Annotated in this window: 15 protein-coding genes and 1 pseudogene; 5 read left to right on the forward strand and 11 right to left on the reverse strand. The window is 66.8% G+C overall.

Annotated elements, in window-relative coordinates:
- Positions 1-37: 37 nt before the first annotated feature.
- From NVV90_RS10740 to menC, 4 genes and pseudogenes are all read left to right on the forward strand, one after another.
- A pseudogene (locus tag NVV90_RS10740) lies at positions 38-553 on the forward strand (prolyl oligopeptidase family serine peptidase); the annotation flags it as partial.
- Positions 554-794: 241 nt separating this feature from the next.
- A complete protein-coding gene (locus NVV90_RS10745) occupies positions 795-2,048 on the forward strand; it encodes a serine hydrolase (protein WP_258437300.1) in 1,254 nt (417 codons plus the stop codon).
- On the forward strand, positions 2,045-2,929 hold the full coding sequence (locus NVV90_RS10750) for a hypothetical protein (protein ID WP_258437301.1): 885 nt from the start codon (positions 2,045-2,047) through the stop codon (positions 2,927-2,929). Before NVV90_RS10745 ends, NVV90_RS10750 begins: the two co-directional genes overlap by 4 nt.
- On the forward strand, positions 2,910-4,040 hold the full coding sequence (menC, locus tag NVV90_RS10755; protein WP_258437302.1) for an o-succinylbenzoate synthase: 1,131 nt from the start codon (positions 2,910-2,912) through the stop codon (positions 4,038-4,040). The genes NVV90_RS10750 and menC overlap by 20 nt, the downstream gene beginning before the upstream one ends.
- A gap of 42 nt (positions 4,041-4,082) precedes the next feature.
- On the opposite strand, the gene NVV90_RS10760 is transcribed toward menC, so the two are convergent.
- The 11 genes from NVV90_RS10760 to NVV90_RS10810 form a co-directional block, all read right to left on the reverse strand.
- Complete coding sequence (locus NVV90_RS10760; protein ID WP_258437303.1) at positions 4,083-5,462, reverse strand: CdaR family transcriptional regulator; 1,380 nt, start codon at positions 5,460-5,462, stop codon at positions 4,083-4,085.
- A gap of 394 nt (positions 5,463-5,856) precedes the next feature.
- The gene (locus NVV90_RS10765) at positions 5,857-6,471 is read right to left on the reverse strand and encodes a hypothetical protein (RefSeq protein ID WP_258437304.1); all 615 of its coding nucleotides are present in this window, start codon (positions 6,469-6,471) and stop codon (positions 5,857-5,859) included.
- Positions 6,468-7,598 (reverse strand): M20 family metallopeptidase, encoded by a 1,131-nt coding sequence (locus NVV90_RS10770; protein WP_258437305.1) that lies wholly within the window; start codon positions 7,596-7,598, stop codon positions 6,468-6,470. The genes NVV90_RS10765 and NVV90_RS10770 overlap by 4 nt, the downstream gene beginning before the upstream one ends.
- Positions 7,595-8,236 carry a serine hydrolase gene (locus NVV90_RS10775; RefSeq protein WP_396125302.1) on the reverse strand — a complete coding sequence of 214 codons (642 nt, stop codon included), beginning with the start codon at positions 8,234-8,236 and terminating at the stop codon, positions 7,595-7,597. Before NVV90_RS10775 ends, NVV90_RS10770 begins: the two co-directional genes overlap by 4 nt.
- The gene (locus NVV90_RS10780; protein WP_396125303.1) at positions 8,142-10,943 is read right to left on the reverse strand and encodes a serine hydrolase; all 2,802 of its coding nucleotides are present in this window, start codon (positions 10,941-10,943) and stop codon (positions 8,142-8,144) included. The genes NVV90_RS10775 and NVV90_RS10780 overlap by 95 nt, the downstream gene beginning before the upstream one ends.
- Before the next feature lie 38 nt (positions 10,944-10,981).
- On the reverse strand, positions 10,982-11,962 hold the full coding sequence (locus NVV90_RS10785) for an ABC transporter ATP-binding protein (RefSeq protein WP_258437307.1): 981 nt from the start codon (positions 11,960-11,962) through the stop codon (positions 10,982-10,984).
- A gap of 108 nt (positions 11,963-12,070) precedes the next feature.
- A complete protein-coding gene (locus tag NVV90_RS10790) occupies positions 12,071-13,948 on the reverse strand; it encodes a dipeptide/oligopeptide/nickel ABC transporter permease/ATP-binding protein (protein ID WP_258437308.1) in 1,878 nt (625 codons plus the stop codon).
- Positions 13,948-14,964 (reverse strand): ABC transporter permease, encoded by a 1,017-nt coding sequence (locus NVV90_RS10795; protein ID WP_258437309.1) that lies wholly within the window; start codon positions 14,962-14,964, stop codon positions 13,948-13,950. Before NVV90_RS10795 ends, NVV90_RS10790 begins: the two co-directional genes overlap by 1 nt.
- 21 nt (positions 14,965-14,985) lie before the next feature.
- Positions 14,986-16,575 carry an ABC transporter substrate-binding protein gene (locus tag NVV90_RS10800; RefSeq protein WP_258437310.1) on the reverse strand — a complete coding sequence of 530 codons (1,590 nt, stop codon included), beginning with the start codon at positions 16,573-16,575 and terminating at the stop codon, positions 14,986-14,988.
- A gap of 48 nt (positions 16,576-16,623) precedes the next feature.
- Positions 16,624-17,511: a serine hydrolase gene (locus NVV90_RS10805; RefSeq protein ID WP_258437311.1), complete on the reverse strand. Its 888-nt coding sequence runs from the start codon at positions 17,509-17,511 to the stop codon at positions 16,624-16,626.
- A complete protein-coding gene (locus NVV90_RS10810) occupies positions 17,508-18,593 on the reverse strand; it encodes a serine hydrolase (protein ID WP_258437312.1) in 1,086 nt (361 codons plus the stop codon). Before NVV90_RS10810 ends, NVV90_RS10805 begins: the two co-directional genes overlap by 4 nt.
- A gap of 234 nt (positions 18,594-18,827) precedes the next feature.
- Here NVV90_RS10810 and NVV90_RS10815 point away from each other — a divergent pair, with 234 nt between their 5' ends.
- Positions 18,828-19,139 carry a hypothetical protein gene (locus NVV90_RS10815; protein ID WP_258437313.1) on the forward strand — a complete coding sequence of 104 codons (312 nt, stop codon included), beginning with the start codon at positions 18,828-18,830 and terminating at the stop codon, positions 19,137-19,139.
- Positions 19,140-20,316: the final 1,177 nt, after the last annotated feature.

A 20,316-nucleotide genomic window follows, 5' to 3' on the forward strand; every position in this document is an offset into this window, starting at 1 on the left:
CCACCAGGTCTTGGCGGCGAAGGGCTGGCGCATCCTGATGGTGAACCCCCGCGGTTCGGATGGCTACGGGGACGCCTTCTACCGGGCCGTAAACGGGGGCTGGGGCACCGCCGATGAACGCGACTTCCTCGAGCCGATCGACACGCTCGTTGCCGAGGGCCTCGCGGACCCCGACCGCCTCGCCGTGACCGGTTACAGCTACGGAGGCTTCGGCACCTGTGCGCTCACGGCAACGACCCCCCGGTTTGCCGCGGCCGTCGCCGGTGGCCTGATCTGCAACTTCTCCAGCATGGCCGCCGATGGCGAGCACGCCGCGTACTTTTCCGAGATGAGCACCGGGGTTGCGCCGCTGGGCCACTACCGCGAGCTTCTGGACGGCTCGCCGATCGCCCGGGTCACCAATGTCAGAACGCCGACCCTCATCCTGCACGGAGCCGAGGACGCAAGCTGTCCCGTCGGGCAGGGCGAGGAATGGTTCAAGGCCCTGCGCCTGGCCGGGGTGCCGGCCCGCCTTGTTCTCTACCCGGGCGGGAGCCACCTGTTCATCCTGAACGGCCCGATCGAGTATCGCATCGACTACAACCGCCGTCTCATCGAGTGGCTCGAAAGCTACACACGGCCCGTCTCGCGCGCGCGGCCGCGCGGCCTCACCGCCATGCGGCCACGGTGCCGGCTTCTGGCGCCGCCGCCTGGACGTTCTGCGCACCCGCTACGGGGTCACCGCCGCACAGTTCGGCATCGTGCGGCTCAACGAGAACGGCACCCCGATCGAGTGCACCACGGCGAGCTCGGGAGTGCTCGACACCGGCTCCGGGGTATCCACGACGGACGACGCGCTTTTCCAGATCGGCTCGATCACCAAGGTCTGGACAACGGTCCTCATCATGCAACTCCTCGACGAGGGGCGCCTGGAGCTGGATGCGCCGGTGCAGAGCATTCTGCCCGATTTCGCCCTCGCGGATCACGCCACCGCTGCCGCCGTCACCGTGCGGCACCTGCTGATCCACACGAGCGGCATCGACGGGGACCTCTTCACCGACACCGGCCCGGGCGATGACTGCGTCGAGCGCTACGTCGAGTCACTGAGGAGCGCCAGGCAGGTGCACCCGATCGACGAGCGTTTCTCGTACTGCAACGCAGGCTTCGTCGTCGCGGGACGGATCATCGAGGTGCTGCGAGGCTGCACCTGGGACGCCGCGCTACGCAAGCACATCATCGCCCCCATGGGACTCGAACACACGATCACCCTGACCTCGGACGCCCCACGCTTCGCCACCGCAACGGGGCACACTGGCTTCGGCGAGGCAGCCGCGCCGGTTTCGACGTGGCCGATCACGCGCTCCATGGGGCCAGCGGGCCTGATCACGGCGAGCATCGGGGACCTGCTCAGCTTCGCCCAGACCGCGCTCCGCGGCGGTATCGCACCCAACGGCACACGCATACTCTCCGCCGAATCGGCCAGCGCCATGCTCGAGGAACAGGTGAGCCTGCGCGCAGTATCGCCCGCGACCATTGGCTGGGGGCTCGGCTGGTTCCTCGAAGACTGGAAAGGAACATTCGTCTACGGACACGATGGGGGCACCATCGGCCAACGCGCCTATCTGCGGGTCTTCCCGGAGGACGGTTTCGCGCTCGCGCTGCTGAGCACGGGAGGCCAACCGGATGGCCTCTACCGGGAATTGTTCGGCGATGCCGCCAGCGCCGTCTCGGCGGCGCGGATTCCGGATGCCTTGCAGGCGGACCCGGAGGGCCCGTCCGCCGCGCTTGCCGCAGAGATTGCCCTGACACCGCTCAGCTACGCCTCCGGCGCAGCGGCGCTCACTTTCGAGAACGGCGAGCATGGTCCGCAGCTGACCATGCGCGAACTCACCGACATCCTGCAGGACGGCGCGGAGCCCAAAGCAACCACCCTCAGGCTTGTGCCCGCCACCGAGCCCGGCGTCTTGCTCTTCACCGCGCCCGACTCCGCGGGCTGGGCCCACTTCCGTCCGCTTGAGAAGGGCGCCTATCTCGGGTACCGCTACATGCCCCACGGTGATGCCTCGTGACCGGTGCTCTGCCCACGAGCCAGGCCAGGCGCGACAAGATCGCCTCACGTGCCGAGGCCCAGGCCCAGGCACTGGCTGCGGCCAGCGGGATCAGCGTCCGCACCCTGCACGACCCGGCCGACATGGAGTTGGCCTCCGCCCTGCTCGCGACGATCTGGAAGGCCGAGGGAAACGCCCCGCACATCGACCCGGGCCTGCTCGTCGCGCTCGCCCACGCGCACAACTACGTGGCGGGCGCCTACCGCGGCGCGGACCTGATTGCCGTGTGCGTCGGGTTCTTCCACCCGCCCCCGGACCGGGCGCTGCACTCACACATCGCGGGCGTCCGCGGCGGGAGCGTCGGGGCCGGGGTCGGCAAGGCACTCAAACACCATGAGCGGGCCTGGTGCCTTCGCCGCGGGACCGACACCATGACGTGGACCTTTGATCCGCTCATTGCGCGCAACGCCTACTTCAACATCCACCGGCTCGGGACAGCCGCAAGCGAATACTTGCCCAATTTCTACGGAGAGATGACCGACAGCATCAACCGCGGCCAGGACAGCGACCGGATGCTGCTGGCCTGGGATCTGCTGCGGGAGCCCGGTGCCCGCATCGCGGCAGGCACCCCGGAACCGGAGGCCTGTGTCCTGCACAACGAGGACGGGGTGCCGCGCCTGTGCCTCGATTCCCCGGGCTCGGCGCAGCGCGTCCGGGTCGAGATCCCCTCCGACATCGAAACGATGCGCATCGAGCATCCCGAGCGGGCCGCCCGCTGGCGCCCCGCGCTCCGTGAGGCCCTCGCACCACTCATGAACGACGGCTGGCAGGTCACCGACTTCGCCCGCCGCGGCCACTACAGTCTCGAAAGGACCCCCGCACGTGCGCATTCTCAGCATTGACCTCATCGATATCACCCTGCCCCTCGTCTCGCCCTTCACCACCTCGTTCAGCACCCAAACCTCCCGCGCACCGCTGCTCGTCAAGGTCAGCGCCGAGCACAACGGCCGTGAGGTGACCGGCTGGGGCGAGTGCGTGGTCCTGGACGGGCCCGTGTACTCGCCCGAGTACCTCGATGGCGCGCGCGAGGTGTTGCAGCGCTTCCTGATTCCGGCGCTCTACGCCTGGCAGGAGGCGGGCAAGGCACTCACCGCCGAGCTCGTCGGCCACGTCCTTGAGCACATCGTGGGCCACCGCATGGCCAAGGCCGCGCTCGAAATGGCGATCCTCGATGCCCAGCTGCGGGCGACGGACATCTCCTTCGCCTCCTATTTCGGCACGACCGTCGAGGCGGTTCCGTCCGGCGTTTCGGTTGGAATCCAGAAGTCAATCCCGGATCTGCTTTCCGCCGTAGGCGGCTACATCGACCAGGGCTACGTGCGCATCAAACTCAAGATCCAGCAGGGCTGGGACATCGAGCCCGTCCGCGCAGTGCGGGAGCGCTTTGGCGATATCCCGTTGCAGGTAGACGCGAACACCGCCTACCGGCTCGTCGACGCCCCGCACCTGCGCAAGCTCGATCCCTTCAACCTGCTGCTGATCGAGCAGCCGCTCGCTGAGGACGATCTGCGCCAGCACGCCCTCCTCGCCCGTGAAATCTCGACGCCGATGTGCCTGGACGAGTCGATTGTCTCTGCCGCCTCCGCCGCCGACGCCATCGCCCTGGGGGCCGCGGCAATTATCAACATCAAGCCCGGACGCGTTGGCGGGTACCTCGAAGCCAAACGTATTCACGACATCGCCGTCGCCCATGGGGTCGCTGTGTGGTGCGGCGGGATGCTCGAGACCGGCCTGGGACGTGCGGCAAATGCGGCACTCGCCGGCCTGCCCGGATTCACCTTGCCCGGAGACATCTCGGCATCGGAGCGCTTCTACACGCAGGACATCACCGAACCCTTCCGCATCGAAGAGGGCCGGATCCGGATCCCGAGCGGCCCGGGCATCGGCGTCGAACCGATCCCTGCGGTGCTCGCCGAGGCGACGACAGCGACCCTGACGGTCGCCCCACAGTGAGCCCAGAGCCCAGAGCCCAGAGCCCAGAGCGAGCGCTCGCCGTTAGCTGAGTAGGCGCAGCTGGATCATGGCTGCGAAGCGCGCTTCCGGGTCGCTCAGGTCGATCTGTCCGATGGCGGAGAGCCGGCGCAGGCGGTAGCGGAAGGTGTTCGGGTGGGTGTACACGAGCGCGGACGCCGCAGCGACGTCGCCGAAGGCATCCAGCCAGGCGCGGAGAGTTTCAACAAGTTGTGCGTTGCGTGCCCGGTCGTACTCGAGCAGCCGTGCGACCGGGCCGCTGGGGCGGTCCCCGCGGGCGGCGGCAAGGTCTCCGAGTTCGACCAGAAGCGCCTCAACCTGCACATCGTCGAAGATCGCGAGCTGGGCATGCGAGCGGCCGAGTTGAAGCACGCGCAGGGCGCGATCGGCGCTGACGCGGGAAGCGGGCAGTGCCGCATGGTCTTCGGCGATGGTGCCGATACCGAGCAGCAGGCGCCGGTCACCGCCGATGCGGGCGAGGAATTCTTTGGCAACTCGTGCGGCGCGCCGCTCGGCGTCGGCTTGATCCGGGCGAACGCTGACGACACCGTAGACGATGTTGCCGATGAGGGCGGCGGCGGAGCGGGGGTATACCGCGCCCAGGTGCATCGAGAGGGCGTCGGCGATGCGTTGCCGTGCGGCGAGAAGACGCGCATGTGCGGGCCCGCCCTCCTCGTCCTCTTCGGAATCTGCGGCAGCGAGCGCCAGCACCACACAGCGGTGATCGGTGAGGCGCAACCGTGAGGCCGCCTCGGCTGCGCCGGCCCCGCCCTCAAGCACCGTGGCCAGGAGATCGGCCCGCAGCCTGCGCTCAACGTCGGCGCCGGCGCGTATCCGCAGCATGTGCAGCGCGACGAGCTTCGCGGCATCCTTGAGCGCCCCGATCCGGTCTTCCGGCATGGGTTCGCGCACCGCAACCCAGATGGAGCCGAGAATCTCGTCGCCCGCACGTACCGCGAGCGCCACCCGGGGGTAGGAGGCCACGTGGGCGTCGGCGTCGACGGGAGCGACCTGGATGGGGTCGGTGCTGCGGTACAGCTCGCGGAACACGCCGCGCTGTTCCAACTGGCGCAGGTAGCGCTCGGGAACCTGACGGCCGAGGATGGTCTCGACGCGGGCGGGATCGGCTTCGTCTTGTTTGCCGGAGAAGGCGAGGACCCGGGAGTTGCGGTCCTCGATCGTGACGGGCGCGTTGAGAAGGGTCGAAATTGCGTTGGCGAGCGAGAAGAGGTCACCGGCGGGCATTCCACCGAGGCCTTGTGGTCCGCTCTCGCCGACATCGCCCTCCGCGATGAGCGAGCGCAGCATCGAAGTGAGTTGGGCCCAGGAGGCGCCGCGGGTCAGCGCGAGCACGGGAATGCCGGATTCTTCGGACGCGCGGATGACCGCCGGGTCTGCACTCACTGGCGCCCGGAGCACGAGGCCGAGCGGCGTCTTGGGTGGCGAGTGTTGTGAGCAGCTCGACGATTTCCTCGCTCTCGCGCATCCCGACGCCGAGCACGAGCGCACCGTGTGAGGGGACCGCATCGTCGAGGCAGTCGTGGATGATGACCGTCTCGATCTGCTGTTGGGCCTCCGCGTTTCCGCAGACGAGCTCAAGAAGGGTCGTTCCGAGGTCTTCGAGCACCCGGCCAAGGCTTGAGCGCGGACGTGTCGTCACTGAAATGAGCACGTCTCCGACACTACGGGCGGACGGTACGACTCGACATTGTTGCGCACGACGAAATCGTACCCCGATTTCGTCCGGTGTTACCGAATGCAGCCCGGCGGTGTTCCGTGGACGAGCAGGGCGCCAAGGTCAGGACCGCGCCTTCGTGTCGATGACATAGCGGCGCGAGGAATCGAAGCCGAGCACCCGCCCGCCATCATCCATGAGCGCACCCAGGCTCTCGCGCAGGGCGGCCCGCCAGCGCGAAGCGGTCTCGGGCGCCCTGCGGCGCAGCGCCTCGATGTCATCCGGGGGCCGGACAAGCACGAGCCCCGCTCCGGTTCTTCGCCTGGCCGGCTCCTCGTGCGCGGAGGGCTCAAGCAGCGTCTGGGCGTCATCGGCCCGGTGTGCGCCCGGCCCCGGAGCCGCGGGCGTTCCGTGGCAGGCCGCGGCCACGCATTCGAGCGTCGACGCCCGCGATATGGCTGTGCAGTGCCTGCTGTGAGGGTGCGGCAAAGAACCCCATGCACGCACCGACCAGCTTCCCGCCGTCGAAATTGCCCGCAGGGTTTCCGTATTGACCGGCCCCCGGGCCAGATCCGAGGCCCAAATGCGCTCGAAGAGCGCCACGACCTCGGAGAATTCCTCGACCTGGTGCAGCAGACGGATCGTGATGCCCGCGGAGTCCGCCGCGGCCCGCGCCGCCTGACGGGCGTCCTCGAGGAGGCCTTCACTTGTGCCGCTGGCGCCCAGGGCCCTCATCATGCCGATACCGATGCGGCAGGATCCGTGCGTGCAAACTCGTGGATGAGCTCGGCGATGAGCGCATGGACGAGGCCAGTACGTTCGATCCATGCCCCAACGAGCGCGTGTTCATTGTCCGCGTGCGCACCACCGCCCACCGCGCCGAGCCCGTCGAGCGTAGGAACGCCGATCCCGGCCGTGAAGTTGCCATCGGAGGCCCCGCCGACCGAGGCGCCCTCAAGACGGCCGAGCCCAAGCTCCTCAGCCAAGCGGCTGGCACGGGCGAACAATCCCAACGCGGCCGATTCCTCCAGTGGCGGACGGTTCGCCCCACCGGTGACGTTCAGCACGGCATCGGGTAACGTCGCCGCGAGCCCGCGCATTGCCGTGTCCACCCTGTCTTGCTCGGCGAGCGTGCGCACCCGCACGTCCACGGCGAAACTGGATGCGGCCGGGACGGTGTTTGTGGTCGTGCCGGAGCGCAGCAACGTCGGCGTGACCGTCGTGCCCAGTTCCGCGTCGCCCAGGCCTGCAACGGCAAGGATCTGGTGCGCGGCCTCGATCGAAGCGTTGACACCGCGCTCGGGCTCAAGACCGGCGTGCGCCGCCCGCCCCTGCACCGCGACCTCGTACAGTGAGACACCCTTGCGGGCAACCTTGAGCGCGCCACCGTCGGCCGATGCCTCAAGAACGAGGGCAGCGGCGCAGCCCAGGGCCTCGTCTTCGATGAGCTGCCGGGAGCTGGGCGAACCGAGCTCCTCGTCGCCGGTCACCAGCAGGCTCACGCCATCACGGTTCGGAAGGGCCGCAATGGCATGGAACGCCATCACCAGTCCGGCCTTCATATCGAAGGAGCCCGGCCCGCGCAGCACGTCGCCGTTGACCTCGAACGGATGCTCGATGAGCGATCCGACCGGCCAGACCGTGTCGTGGTGGCAGAGGACGAGAACCCGGGGGGTACCGAAGCGCCAGCGCAGGTGGGTGTGCCCCTCGATCACGATCCGCTCGGGGGAGCAGCCGAGCAGCCGTTCCCCGAGCTCGGTGATCGTGTCCGCGCTGCGGGCGATGGCAGCCAGGTCCGCGGAGGGCGATTCGCGTTCGATGACCGTACGCAGGTCTTCGAGCATCTGCTGGGTGTCGAAGTTCACAACGCCACCTTGGGCATGGCCCGTGCACCGAAATGCACGTACTGCTCGCCCGTCGGCAGTGCGTAGAAAACCAGCGAGAGCCACCCCTGGGTGCCGGGCGCCCGCAGCGCGAATTGGCCATCGCTCACCGGGGTGAGGGCGTACTCTTCGACGGGATTCGGCATGGATTTGGCGACGACGCCGCTCACGGTCGTGCGCATGCGCACGGCTTCCTCCTCCTTGAAGACCTCCATGAGGACGCCGGAGCGCTCGTAGGTACCCAGATACGCCGACATGTCGCCCGTGTACGGCTCCGCTGGCGGGCCGAACGATCCCGGAATCGAGATCTCGGCCAGTTCGCCGAAGATCTCGTTGTAGAGCTCGATGTACAGATCGCGTGTGTTGCCGCCGTTGGTGAGCAGCGTCACGGCGAGGCCATCTTCTGGCAGGATCCGCAGGAAGGCGGCCTGGCCGATCGTGTTGCCGTCGTGACCGTAGAGGCGCTTTCCGCCCCAGTCGAAGCGGATCCAGCCCAGGCCCCAGGAATCGCCGAGCACGTACGGGTCAGGAACGTCGCTCTGGTGCGTGGTCATGAGCTCGGCGCTCTGCGCCGAGAGAATGCGGGTGCCGTCGGTCGCGAGCCCGGACCTCAGATGCATGCGGGCGAACTCGAGCACGTCTGCCGCGGTGGCATCGATGAGTCCGGCGGGGCCAAGGGAGCGGGGGAGTGACCACATCGGGGCGAGAAGGGGGGCCGTTCTCGTCGGCGCCCACATGGCCGGCGGCGGCACGGTGGAGCAGAGCCTCCTCGGGCAGCGTCACGGTGTGCTTGAGGCCCAGCGGTGTGAACAGGCGATCGCGAAGGGCGTCATCCCAGCTGAGACCGGTGAGCTTTTCGATCACGCGGCCCATGAGTGCGAAGCCGGAGTTGCAGTACGAGAAGGTCGCCCCGATGGGGTGGTTCTGCTTGACCTCGGAGAGGGCCTGGACGTACTTTTCGAGGCAGTCGTCGCCACGGCCGGTGTCGGTGAAAACGTCACCGTCGATGCCGCTGGTGTGGGTGAGCAGGTGACGCATTGTCACCGACTTGCTCACCTCGGCGTCGGCGACCCGGAACTCGGGGACCACGTCGAGGATCGGAGCATCGAGGTCGAGCTTGCCCTCGTCGACGAGCTGCATGATGACGGTCGCCGTCCACACTTTCGAGATCGAGCCGATCTGGAAGACGGAGTCCTCGGTGGTCTGGACGCCGGTGTTGATGTTGAGAACGCCGTGGCTCGCCAGGACAGGCTCCTCGCCCAGGCGCAGGATGCCGAGCGTGGCCCCGGGAACTTTGTGGGCGGCGGCCAGCTCGCTCAGGCGCTGCTGCCAGTGCGCGGCGTTGAGGGCCTTCTTGCGAACGGGGGTGCCGGCGGCCGGGGCGTAGCGCTCCACCCAGTCGACGATGCGCTTGTTCCAGTCGGCGCGGTGCGAGGGCGCCCCGTTGAGAATAAACAGGTGCGAGCCGCCCGGGTAGAGCACGAGCTCGCTGGGCACGTCCTGTTCGCGGAGGGCGGTGAACCACTGCTCGGCCTGGCCGACCGGGCAACGGTGGTCCTCGCCGCCCTGCACGATGAGGGTCGGGGTTCGGACCTGGCCCACCAGGCTGTAGGGCGATTGCGGGGCCAGGAGTTCCGGGTTCTTCCACGGCAGGGCACCGTTCTCAAGGCGCGACAGGAAGTGGCCGGCGTCCGATGTGCCCGCGACACTCGTGAGGTCGGCGACAACACCGCCGGCGACGGCCGCGGCGAAGCGGTTCTCGCGCGAGGTGAGGTAGCAGGCCATGAAGCCGCCGTAGCTGTAGCCGGTGACGGCGAGTCGTGCAGGGTCGGCAACACCCTCGGCGACGAGATCGTCGATCGGCTCGAGGAAGTCCTTGGCGTCGCTCGTGCCCCAGCCGCCGAGAACTCCGCGGAAGAAGTCGTTGCCGTAGCCGTCGCTGCCGCGCGGGTTGAGCGTGAGCACAGCCCAGCCGCGGGCAACGAGTTCGTGGTGGTAGGCGTGGACGGGGTCCGCGGCCCCGTTCCACGCATTGTGCGGCCCGCCGTGCACATCGAGCAGGAGCGGCAGGGGGCCGGTGCGCTGCGGGTCCCGGCGCAGCCAGCCGTGCACGAGGAGGCCATCCGAGGTCGTGAAGCTCCGCGGCTCGGCGACGATGAGGCCGGTCTCCTCCGGCGAGTAGCTCGTGAGCGGCGTAGCGGTGCCAGAGCGCAGATCGACCGTGGCGATTTCACCGAAGGACGTTTCCGTCGAGAGCACGATCGCGGCGGTGTTGCCGACGACGGAAACCCCGGACACGTTGGCCGCTCCGCCGACGATGACACGCTGCACCGCACCGTCGATGCCCGTAGCGTAGAGGTGGGTGTAACCGCCGTCGCGCAGGCAGAAGAAGACTGTCTGGCCATCGGCACTCAGTTGCGGGAAAGCGCCCGGGTAGCCCGCGCCGCCCGGCATGACATTGCGGTCCAGGGCCGAGGTGATGTCCCGCGGCGCTTCGCCGTCCAGGGGAAGGAGCAGCACGCTCGCGTTTCCCACCTCGGCATCGGTGCGACCGACGGCGATGAGCTTGGCGCCATCAGGGGTCCAGCCGGTGACGGCGAGCTGCACATCGGCGGCACCGACGAGGCGTGGCCTGGCGTTGCCCTCGCTGGAGGACACCACATAGGCGGCCGTCTCGAAGGTGAGGTCTGAATCGGCCTCTTTGCCGGTGGAGAAGGCGATCCGTTCGCCGTCCGGGGACCAGACCGGATCACCGGCGTGCCAGTCGCCGCGGGTCAGCCGGGTGATCTCGCCGCTGCCCAGGGCCACGACGTGGATGTGCTTGCGCAGCGTGCCAAGGAGACCGGCACCGTCGGCCTTGTAGCCGAGCCTGTTGATGACGATTGGTGCCGTGCGGCGCTTCGCGGCGTCATCGCTGCCTTCGCCGGGCAACGCAGCAGAGTCGATGGGGCCGCAGAACGCGATGCGCGTGCCGTCGCCGCTCCACACGGGGGCGCCGGCGCCGAGCGGCTGCGTCGTGACCTGCTCGGCTTCGCCGCCGCCGACCGGCAGAACCCAGATCTGCGGCGGCCCATCCTGGGCGCGCAGGAAGGCCAGACGTGTGCCATCCGGACTCCACCTCGGTGTCGAGTCGCCGGTTCCAAGGGTCAAGCGGCGCGGTTCCCCGCCCTCGGCGGCCACGAGCCACAGTGAGCGTTCGTCGCGGTCTTCGGCGCGGTTGGTGCTCTTCAGAACATAGGCGATGCTGCCACCGTCCGGCGACAGGGCGGGCTGCTCTGGAAGCTGCGTGGCAATGAGCTTGTCAATGCTTACACGTTGTTGTGCCATCGTGAGTCTCCTGTTCAAGGGGGTACGTTGTGCGGGGTCTAGCTGGAGCGGATGCTGTCGCCAAGCGGGGTCGACAGCTCGGGGTACCCGCCCAAGGAGCTTGCGGGCCCGGCGAAGTGGCAGGCCGCGGCGTGCCGCGCCGTCGTGGGAAGCGGCGGCGGGCTCTGCACGCAGATCTGACGCCCGGGGTGGACCAGCGGCCCCATCGGGCAACGAGGGTTGAAGCGGCACCCGCTCGGCGGGTGATGGGGGTCTGCGGGCTCGACGTCCAACAGGGCGGCCGGATCAACGGCAAGAAGGTTGCCGTGGCGGGTCGGCACGGAGGCGAGCAGCTCGCGGGTATACGGGTGCTTGGCGTTGTTCAGCACCTCATCGACCGGTCCGAGCTCGACGATGTGGCCGAGGTACATCACGGCGATGTAGTCGCTCAGATAGCGCACCACCGAGAGGTTGTGCGAGATGAACAGCATCGTGAGCTCCAGCTCGGCGCAGACATCGCGCACGAGGTTCAGCACCGAGCCCTGCACCGACACGTCAAGCGCCGAGGTGATCTCATCGGCGATGATGACCTCGGGCCGTGCGGCAAGCGCCCGGGCCAGGCCGATGCGCTGGCGTTGGCCGCCCGAGAGGGCACCCGGCAGCGAACCCGCACGGTCGGGGTCAAGGTTGACAAGCTCAAGCAAACGCCCGACCTCGGCGCGCTTGGCCGCGGCCGAGGAGAACGTGCCGCGCGGAATCATCTCGGCGATGGACTCCCCGATCGTCATCCGCGGATCGAGCGAGGAGAACGGGTCCTGGAAGACCATCTGAATCGGATGCCGGCGCCGCAGTTTCCTGACATCGACACCGTCGAGCGTGATCGTGCCGCCCGTGACAGGGGCGAGCCCGATGGCAGCGCGGGCGAGCGTGGACTTGCCCGAACCTGATTCGCCGACGAGGCCGACGACGGACCCGGAGGGGATGGTCAGCGAGGCGTCATCGACGGCGGTCAGGCCCGTGCCACGGGACCCGTATCTCACGCTGACATGATCAAAACGTAGCTCGCTCACCGCGTGCCTCCCACAGTTGCGACCGGCGCAGCTTCGGTGTGCGCGGCGGCGCTGCCTGGCTCCGGCAGCCTCACGCCGCTATCGCCCCCTACGGGGTTCCAGCAGGCGATCCGGTGCCTGCCGCCGTGGATCTCCAGCTCGGGGTCGGATTCGCGGCACTGTGCCGTCGCCAGCGGGCAACGAGCGGCGAAGGCGCATCCGGGCGGCACCTCCCCGGGTGCCGAGCGGGCGGCCGGGAATCACACCGAGGGGCTCTTCGCGGTCGGTGTCCAGATCGGGCACGACCTCAAGCAGGGCGCGGGTATAGGGGTGGCGTGCGCCCGTGTAGAGGTCCGCCGTCGGAAGATCTTCGACGATGCGCCCGGCGTACATGACCAGCACGCGCTCGCAGCTTTGCGAGACGACGGCGATGTCGTGGCTGATCAGCAGGATCGCCGCGTTCGTGTCGGTGCGCACCCGCGCCAGGAGCCGAAGAACCTGGCGCTGTACCGTGACATCGAGGGCGGTGGTCGGTTCGTCGGCGATGATCAGCTTGGGGCTGTTCATGAGGCCCATCGCGATCATCGCGCGCTGTCGCATCCCGCCGGAGAACTCGTGCGGGTACTGTTCGGCGCGCCGGGCGGCTGCGGGCACGCGCACTGCCTGGAGCCGCCTGACGGCGCGTTCCATGGCATCCTGTCTGCTCATGCCCTGGTGTTCCTGTGCGGCTTCGGCGAGTTGGCTGCCGATGCGTCGGGTGGGGTTGAACGAGGTCATGGGGTCCTGAAACACCATTGCCAGTGACGTGCCGAGCAGCCCACGAATGGTCTTCTCCGGTGCGGTCAGGATCTGGATGCCGTTGAACTCGAGGCGATCGGCGTCCACGACCCCTGGTGGTTCGATGAGTCGGGAGGCGGCCAGCGCGGTCAGGCTTTTGCCCGAGCCGGATTCGCCGACCACTCCCAGCGCCTCACCCTCCCTGATCTCGAAGCTCACTCCGCGAACGGGGTGCACCAGGCCGCCGGGTGTTGGGTATGAGACGCGGAGGTTCTCGATGCTCAGGATCGTGCCGGTGGAAACGGTGGAAACGGTGGGAACCGCACGGGTGGTGGGCTGCGGCAGCGGCGGGAGCGTCCAACGACCGATGGCGACGCGGCCACCGGCAACGGATGCGGCGCTCTCGCCGAGGAGGTTGAACGCGAGGCCGGCAACGATGACGGCGGCGGCCGGGCCGAAGGCTGCGGCGGGGTTGATGTAGATGCGGTTGAGTCCCTCGCTGAGCAGCTTGCCCCAGTCGTAGGCGGGAAGCTGTACGCCGATCCCGAGAAAAGACAGGCCGGCGAAGGCCAGCAGCGCACCGCCGGCGGCAACGGTCGCGTTGACGATGAGAGGCTCGGCAATGTTTGGCAGTACGTGCCGGATGAGGATGCGCAGGCGCGAGACGCCGGCGGTGCGCGCGGCGGAGATGAAGTCACGGCCGGCGATCGCGGCAGACATGGTCTGGGTGAGGCGGGCAAAGCTCGGGGCCATGGCAAAGCCGATGGCGAGCACGGCCCCGGTGGTGCCGACGCCGAAGACCACGGCGAAGAACAGCGCGAGCAGGAGGCCGGGGAAAGCGACGGCAATGTTGACGATGCCGACGACGAGGCGTCCGGCCCAGCGCGGGAGCACGGAGGGGGCCGTACCGAGCAGGGTTCCGACCGTGACGCCGATGAGGACTGCGATGACGGCGAGGGCGACCGAGAGCTGGGTGGCAACCAACACGCGGGCGAGGACGTCGCGCCCCAGCGCATCCGTTCCAAGGAGGTGTTCAGCGCTTGGACCTTGCTGTGTGCCATAGGTGTCGATGGCCTGGGCCTGTGCGCCCCAGAGCAGGGGGGCAAAGATCGCGAGCAGGGCGACGAGAAGGACGAGAACCGTGGCGGTGGCCCCGACCGGGCTACGGACGATGGAAAGCCACTTCAGGCGAGTGGGCATCAGGACTCCCGGATTGTTGAGCGCGGATCGAGAAGTGCAAGGACGATATCGATGAGGAGGTTGACGAGAAGTACACCGATTCCATAGATGAGCACGATGGACTGCACCACCGGGTAGTCCTTGGACAGGATGGACTGCACGATCATGGTGCCCAGGCCCGGCCAGGCGAAGATGTTTTCGACAAGCACGGTGCCCGCGACCATGCCGCTGAGGAGGAGACCGGTGAGGGTGAGCGTCGCCGTCATGGCGTTGGGGAGGGCGTGGCGGATATAGATCTTGCGCGGGGCCAGGCGCTTGGCGCGGGCGGTGCGCACGAAGTCCTGGCCGAGGACGCTGAGGACCTCGACGCGGATGATGCGGGAGAAGACAGCGATTGGCCCGACGGCCAGGGCGACAACGGGTAAGACCAGCGCCAACGGGCTGTCATTGCCGGCGATCGGGAACCACCCGAGGTTGACCGCGAAGATGTAGACGAGCCCGACGCCGAGGAGGAACTCGGGGATTGCGGCGAACACCACACAAATGATGGCGAAGCTGAGTTCGAGCCCGCGTCTGCGGCCGCCGCGGGTCACCACGGCCATGGTGACGCCGAGCGGAAGGGCGACGAGCAGAACGAGGAGGCAGGCGAGCAGGGCGATCTGCACAGTGGCAGGGAACCGTGTCGCGATAATGTGGGGGACCGGCTCGTTCGTGATGGTGGAAACCCCGAGATTTCCGGTGAAGAGCTTGGCGAAGTAGTTCACGTATTGCACGATCAGCGGCTGGTCGAGGCCGAGCGCGGCGCGCCGGGCCTCGACCAGCTCGACTGGTGCGTTCATGCCCAGTGCCGCGCGAACGGGGTCCCCGGGCACGAGGTGGATCATGAGGAAGGCCGCCGTGATCAGCACCCACAGCGAGACGATGAACTGTCCGCCCCGTCGCAGCGCGAAGCTCAGCCAGGGGCTGATTCCTGCCCGTGGTGCGGCGGCGGGTGCGGCAGCGGGTGTGGCCACTGTTTCGGCTGTGGTGCTGGTCATGGGGCTGCCCACCTTCTCGGGTTACTTGAACAGACGAATTGACGCGGGCTCGAGACTGTCGCTCTGAGTGAACTTCGCCTTGCTGCCGAACACAGACACAACCGAGTTCGCGAACGGGATGACGTCTGCGGCGCCGATCAGTGCCGCCTCGGCGTCCGACCAGTCCTCACAACCTTCTTTGCCCGGTTTCGTCGCGGCAGAGCTCGCGGCGGCGATGTAGTCCGCGTTATCGGTGTAGCCGAAGTTTGAGCCGTTCGGCGGGGTTTTGCCGGAGAAGAACGGCACGATCTGGCTGGGCAGGCCAACGCCCAGTGAGATGAGTGAAACGTCCCAGTCGCCGGTACCGAAGAGCGTCTCGCTCACGCCGTTGGCATCGACACCCCTGGGGGTCGCCTCAACGCCGATCTTTTTCCACATCGACTGCAGCAGCTCTGAGGTCGAGCCGAAAGAGTCGGAAATATACGAGGGGTAGATGACGCTCAGTGAGAGCTTCGCTCCGTTCTTCTGGCGTATACCGTCCGATCCGGGCTTCCAGCCGGCGGAATCGAGCGCGTCGGCTGCGGCCTTCACATCGAAGGCCGGGATGCTGGCCGCCGCCACGTCGGCATTGCAGGGGTTCGGCGCCAGGTTGACGAGATTGCTCGGCGCGGTGCCTGTGCCGCTTGAGAGAACCGCGCGCAGCTCTTCGAGGTTCAGGCCCTGGGTGAGGGCAATGCGAAGTGCCTCATCAGAAAGCAGCTTCTTTGGGTTCTTGTTGAAGTGAATCTGTCCCAAACCAGCCTGAACATCATGGGAGAAGAGCTTCTTGGCGCGCAGCCGCCCGGAATCGGGCCCCACAACCTGTGCGGCGTTCAGCTCGCCGGAAAGCAGCAGATTTGTCGCGGTGGTCTCGTTGGGCAGGACCTTGAAGATGACCGTGGCGGGGATGCCGGCCTGCTTCGGGTCCCAGGTGCCGGGCCCCCAAACGAACTCTTTGCGCCGGGTCAGTGTGTACTGCGAGTTCGGGGCGATCCCGGTCATCGTGTACATGCCGGTCGCGCCTTCCCCCTTGGCGAGCGCATCCGCGTTGGCAAGCGCCGGCCCGCACACCATGTGCACGCTGCCAACGTTTTCGAGCAGGAACGCGTCGGGCGCGCCGCTCCTCACACTCAGCACGCCGGTTGCGTCCTCGCCTGTCGCGACGGTGCCGGCCTGTACGTTTAGCCCGACGAGGGGTGAGCCGTTCTTCGGGTCCGCAATGAAGTTGATGTTCTCCGCGAGCATTGATGCGGTGATCACGGTGCCGTCAGCGCAGGTGGCGTCGTTGCGCAGGGTGAAGGTGGCGTTGGTGGTGTCGGCCTCCCACGCGCTCGCGAGCCCGGAAAGGATGGTGCCGTCGTTGCCTACCTCGACGAGGCGCGAATAGAGGAAGCGGTCGATGGTGCGCGCGACACTCATCGCGGTAATCATGGGGTTGAGGTTTCCCGGGTCGGCGCCGATTGCCATCGTGAAGGTGCCGTCGGTGGCAAGCTCGCCGCCGGCGTCGTTGCCGGAAGCGCCGGGCGCGGTGCAGGCCGTGAGCGTGAGTGCTGCCGCCCCAACGAGGGCGACGAGTGGGGTGATGGAACGCATGGGATGCCTCCAGCTGTTGTGTGCGGGATGGGATGTGTGCGGGTGCAGTTACGAGGAAAGCGTCCGGAGGTGCTCAACCGCGAGGTGACCGGCGACGCCGATGGAGGCGTCGACGGCGGGCAGCCGCTCTGCCAGCGAGTCAGCTCTGGTGAAGACGGCGACCGCATACTGCCGTCCGTCCGGGTAGGTGACGACGCCCGCCTCATTGCGCACTGCGGGCACGGTTCCCGTCTTCGCGGCAATCAGTACATCACTCGGGAATCCCGACGACAGCCGGTGCGGCCAGATCTGCTGTGCCATGATGTCCCTGGCGATCTTGCAGGCCGCCGGAGACGCCGCGGTGTCAGTCCAGATGGCATTCAGCAGTGTCGTGATGTCCCGCGGAGTCGACGCGGCAGTGCGCAGCGGATCAAGGATCGACAAGCCCCAGATCTGCTCGGCCGTCGCCGCACCCAGCAGCTCCTCAAGGTCGCTCTCCGACCCGCCGCCGAGGTCTTCAACAACCGAAGCGAACAAGTCTTCGCAGCAGCCGATCAGACGCGTCTGGCTGAGCCTCAGGTCGCTCACGACCTGCTCAACTGCCTCCCGACCTAGCCGGTGGTAGAGGACGTCGGTTGCGGCGTTATCGCTCATCACCATCATGTTGTAGGCAAGGTCACGCCAGCTGGCCTCGACATCGTCGGCGAATCCCGCGGTGCCAACCCCGCCGGTGCGGTAGCGCGCAGTGACAATTGTCCGCCCGCTCGGATCCAGCCGGCCGGCATCAACCGCGCGAACAAAGGCGACCAGGACAAAGACCTTGAAGACGGACGCAAGAATTACACGCTCGTCGGAGCGGACCGAGACCTCGTCGCCGCCGTCCGCTCCGACTTCACGCGCGTGCAGGAAACCGGTGGCTCCAACCCGCGTGAAGACATCCGAGATCGCAGCGCTCATGCCGACACGCGCCGATCGGCGCGACCAGTGTGCAAGTACAGCGCGTTGCCGTCGCCGTCGTTGCCCACGAAGGCATGCGGTGTGTGCATCCCATGACGGGCTTTACGCGGGATAAGGGTGTCGCCCTTCCAATGCACCAGCTCGACCCGGGGCTGCTCCGGGGCAAGCCCGGCGAAGATCCCCTTCATCTTCTGTTCGATCCAGATCCGCCCCTCTGCGTCCTGGGTGACATGGGAGTCCGCGACCTGTGAGCTGTAGGTGCCGACGTAGCGCGAGGCATCGATGGCGTGGACGTCGTTGGCGGGGGCGGGAAGCTCCGGCACGACAACGCCAGTGAGACGGTTGATGACGGGGGAGATGAGCTCCCTGTAAAGGCCAAGAGCATCGCCGCCGTTTGTCAGCACCGCAACCGCGGCCTTCTGCCCAGGGATCACGCGGAGGAAAGCGGTCTGGCCGATTGTTCCTCCGTCATGGCCGATGACGGGCCCGCCCTCCCAATTGAACAGCTCCCAGCCAAGACCCCAGCTATCGCCCATGAGACCGAGCTCCGGAAGCTTGACCTGCTGTTCCTGCATTGCTGCAACGCTTTCGGCGCTCAGGACCTGTTTGCCATCCGGGCCAACTCCGCCGTCGATGTGCATCTTCGCGAAGGCGACAAGGTTGCTCGCGCTCATAGCGAAAACGGATCCGGCCGGAGCGTTCGAACGCACCAGCGACCAGACCTGCGCCGGCTCCGGGGCAGCACCCTCGCTCGAGCTGAGATGACCAAGCGCCGCACGGAACATGATTGCCTCGCCCGCCCCCGTGGCCGCGTGCTTGAGCCGCAGCGGATCGATCAGGTACTCGCGCAAGCAAGCCTCATAGTGCTTGCCACGAACAACCTCCACGATCCGGCCCAGAACCGAGAAAGCCGCGTTGTTGTAAGAGAACATTTCGCCGGGTTCGAAAAGCTGCGGCACCTCGGCGAGGACCGGCATGAACTTCTCGACGGCGTCCTCGCCCTCGGTCGTGGCCGTGAAGATATCGCCCTCAAAACCGGAAAGATGGCTGAGAAGCTTCGATATCCATCCACGTAATGACAAAGTCCTGACGCAGCGGCGAATACCATCAACAGCGCTGCACGACCGTCATCCAGACCCACGGAACGTCCGGGAAGACCGCCCACATCGCTCGCCCAGTTCAGATGCCCGCCGCGGTCCGGACACCAGCATCTGGCGAATCGCCATAGATGGCGGGTAATTGGTAACGATACAGGCAGCCTTCCTCACCTAGCTACCTGCGACAGGGTGATCCCAATTGATGAAAGTCTGTTGAGAATGTATATTGCCTATTCAGCCGTGGCCACCAAAACTGGTGGCAACGATTTTATTTATTTGCGTATTTGTTCGATCGCACAAAAAAGCGCGCCCGCCGGATTTTACCGGCCTTCTGCGCGCGTGGATGGCAGGAATATCAGGATCGCTGTGTCTATACTGCCGGAAGAGCCGGTAGGCGTGGACCAGCGTACTGGCGCGTACTTCCGATGCCCTGTTATCTCAATCGTCTCACTGCGCATTACGGGCGTGGATGATTTGAGTCATGCCGATTACGGAATACGATTAAGATTCATGGCAATATCCGGGCTCTGATTTCAGAATCGCCGGGCCATGCGGCAATACACTGGGAGCCGCGTACTGCGGTTTCCGGCGTGGTAATAGACTCAGGTCTCGTCTGTTCTCGTCTTCCATCTGGAGCGGATTTAACGCTGGCGATTGTTGCCACAGCGGTTCCGCGGGGCGTCGTCTTTGCAGGGTTAAGGCGTTCCGGGCGGTATTGCCTATCGCCGTCTGGTCCCGCCTCTGCCGCATCGGCAATTCCAACATCGCTGGCATTGCTGATAGCGCCGGTATCCTGATCAGCAGACGGCAATACTTCGCTGTTCCGGACTTTAGTGACCGCCTGAACAGGCGCGGCGGTTGAAGTTCTTCCGAGGCTTGCCGCTCACAGACGCCGACGCTGATAAACTGCCGTTCGTATTCAGGCACCAGAGAAGCCCAATAAAGGATGGCCTGCGCCAATAGTCGGCACCCCAGTCGGGTACGGGGAGCCACCATATCGCGCCTGACGGCTGTTACGAGCCGCGCTGCCGCTCGAAGCATTCCACCATCAACCCACGCGTCAAACTCGGCATTTGCAGAGATGCATTTGTCTGGGCCAGTACCTTCACCACGCACCAACACGCCCGCTTACCCTGATGCCAGGCCGTCAGAATGCGCTCCGCGCCAACGAGCGCGCGGTTGATAATCGTAGCGGGAGCTGGCGACGACTCTGCCGTCAGCTACGCGGCTTATCTTCCTGCATGTCAATGCGCGAGCGCACCGAAAAGTTAGCCGACTTCCCGGCTGGCATGTCGTGGCGTCAGCAGGTCTTGCAGTTTCAGGCGGCTGCGCAGGGCGCGCCAGCCCGGGGGCAGGCGTGTGCGCGCGTTTGCTGGGACTTCGGCATTGCAAGGCCCGGGGCGGATGCGTGAGCGTTGCAGGGGATTGGGAGAATACAGCAAATTTGCTTCCGGCGTCGCGTCAGAACTGAGGCACCGATTTACAGCAGCTGCTGGCGACAGCACCGTCATCTCATCACCACCTGATCACGCACCACGCGAGCGCCCATAAAACCCAATCATGATTTCACACCGAGGAGACGAGCGGCATTGCCCCAATACTTACAAAGTTTGCTGCCAGCTTAAGATATGCGCCATTTGCACGAGACGGGGCGCCAGCCCTATCCAGGCGGGAGTGCTGGCGCACTCCCCTGCCGCCTGGCGGCCTA

The organism is Arthrobacter sp. CJ23 (assembly GCF_024741795.1).
GTDB lineage: Bacteria > Actinomycetota > Actinomycetes > Actinomycetales > Micrococcaceae > Arthrobacter.

Excerpts from the sequence above, each read along its gene's own strand:
- NVV90_RS10765 (WP_258437304.1), bottom strand. The coding sequence starts at position 6,471 with ATGATGAGGGCCCTGGGCGCCAGCGGCACAAGTGAAGGCCTCCTCGAG.
- NVV90_RS10775 (WP_396125302.1), bottom strand. The coding sequence starts at position 8,236 with ATGCATCTGAGGTCCGGGCTCGCGACCGACGGCACCCGCATTCTCTCG.
- NVV90_RS10780 (WP_396125303.1), bottom strand. The coding sequence starts at position 10,943 with ATGGCACAACAACGTGTAAGCATTGACAAGCTCATTGCCACGCAGCTT.
- NVV90_RS10790 (WP_258437308.1), bottom strand. The coding sequence starts at position 13,948 with ATGCCCACTCGCCTGAAGTGGCTTTCCATCGTCCGTAGCCCGGTCGGG.
- NVV90_RS10795 (WP_258437309.1), bottom strand. The coding sequence starts at position 14,964 with ATGACCAGCACCACAGCCGAAACAGTGGCCACACCCGCTGCCGCACCC.
- NVV90_RS10800 (WP_258437310.1), bottom strand. The coding sequence starts at position 16,575 with ATGCGTTCCATCACCCCACTCGTCGCCCTCGTTGGGGCGGCAGCACTC.
- NVV90_RS10805 (WP_258437311.1), bottom strand. The coding sequence starts at position 17,511 with ATGAGCGCTGCGATCTCGGATGTCTTCACGCGGGTTGGAGCCACCGGT.
- NVV90_RS10815 (WP_258437313.1), top strand. The coding sequence starts at position 18,828 with ATGTATATTGCCTATTCAGCCGTGGCCACCAAAACTGGTGGCAACGAT.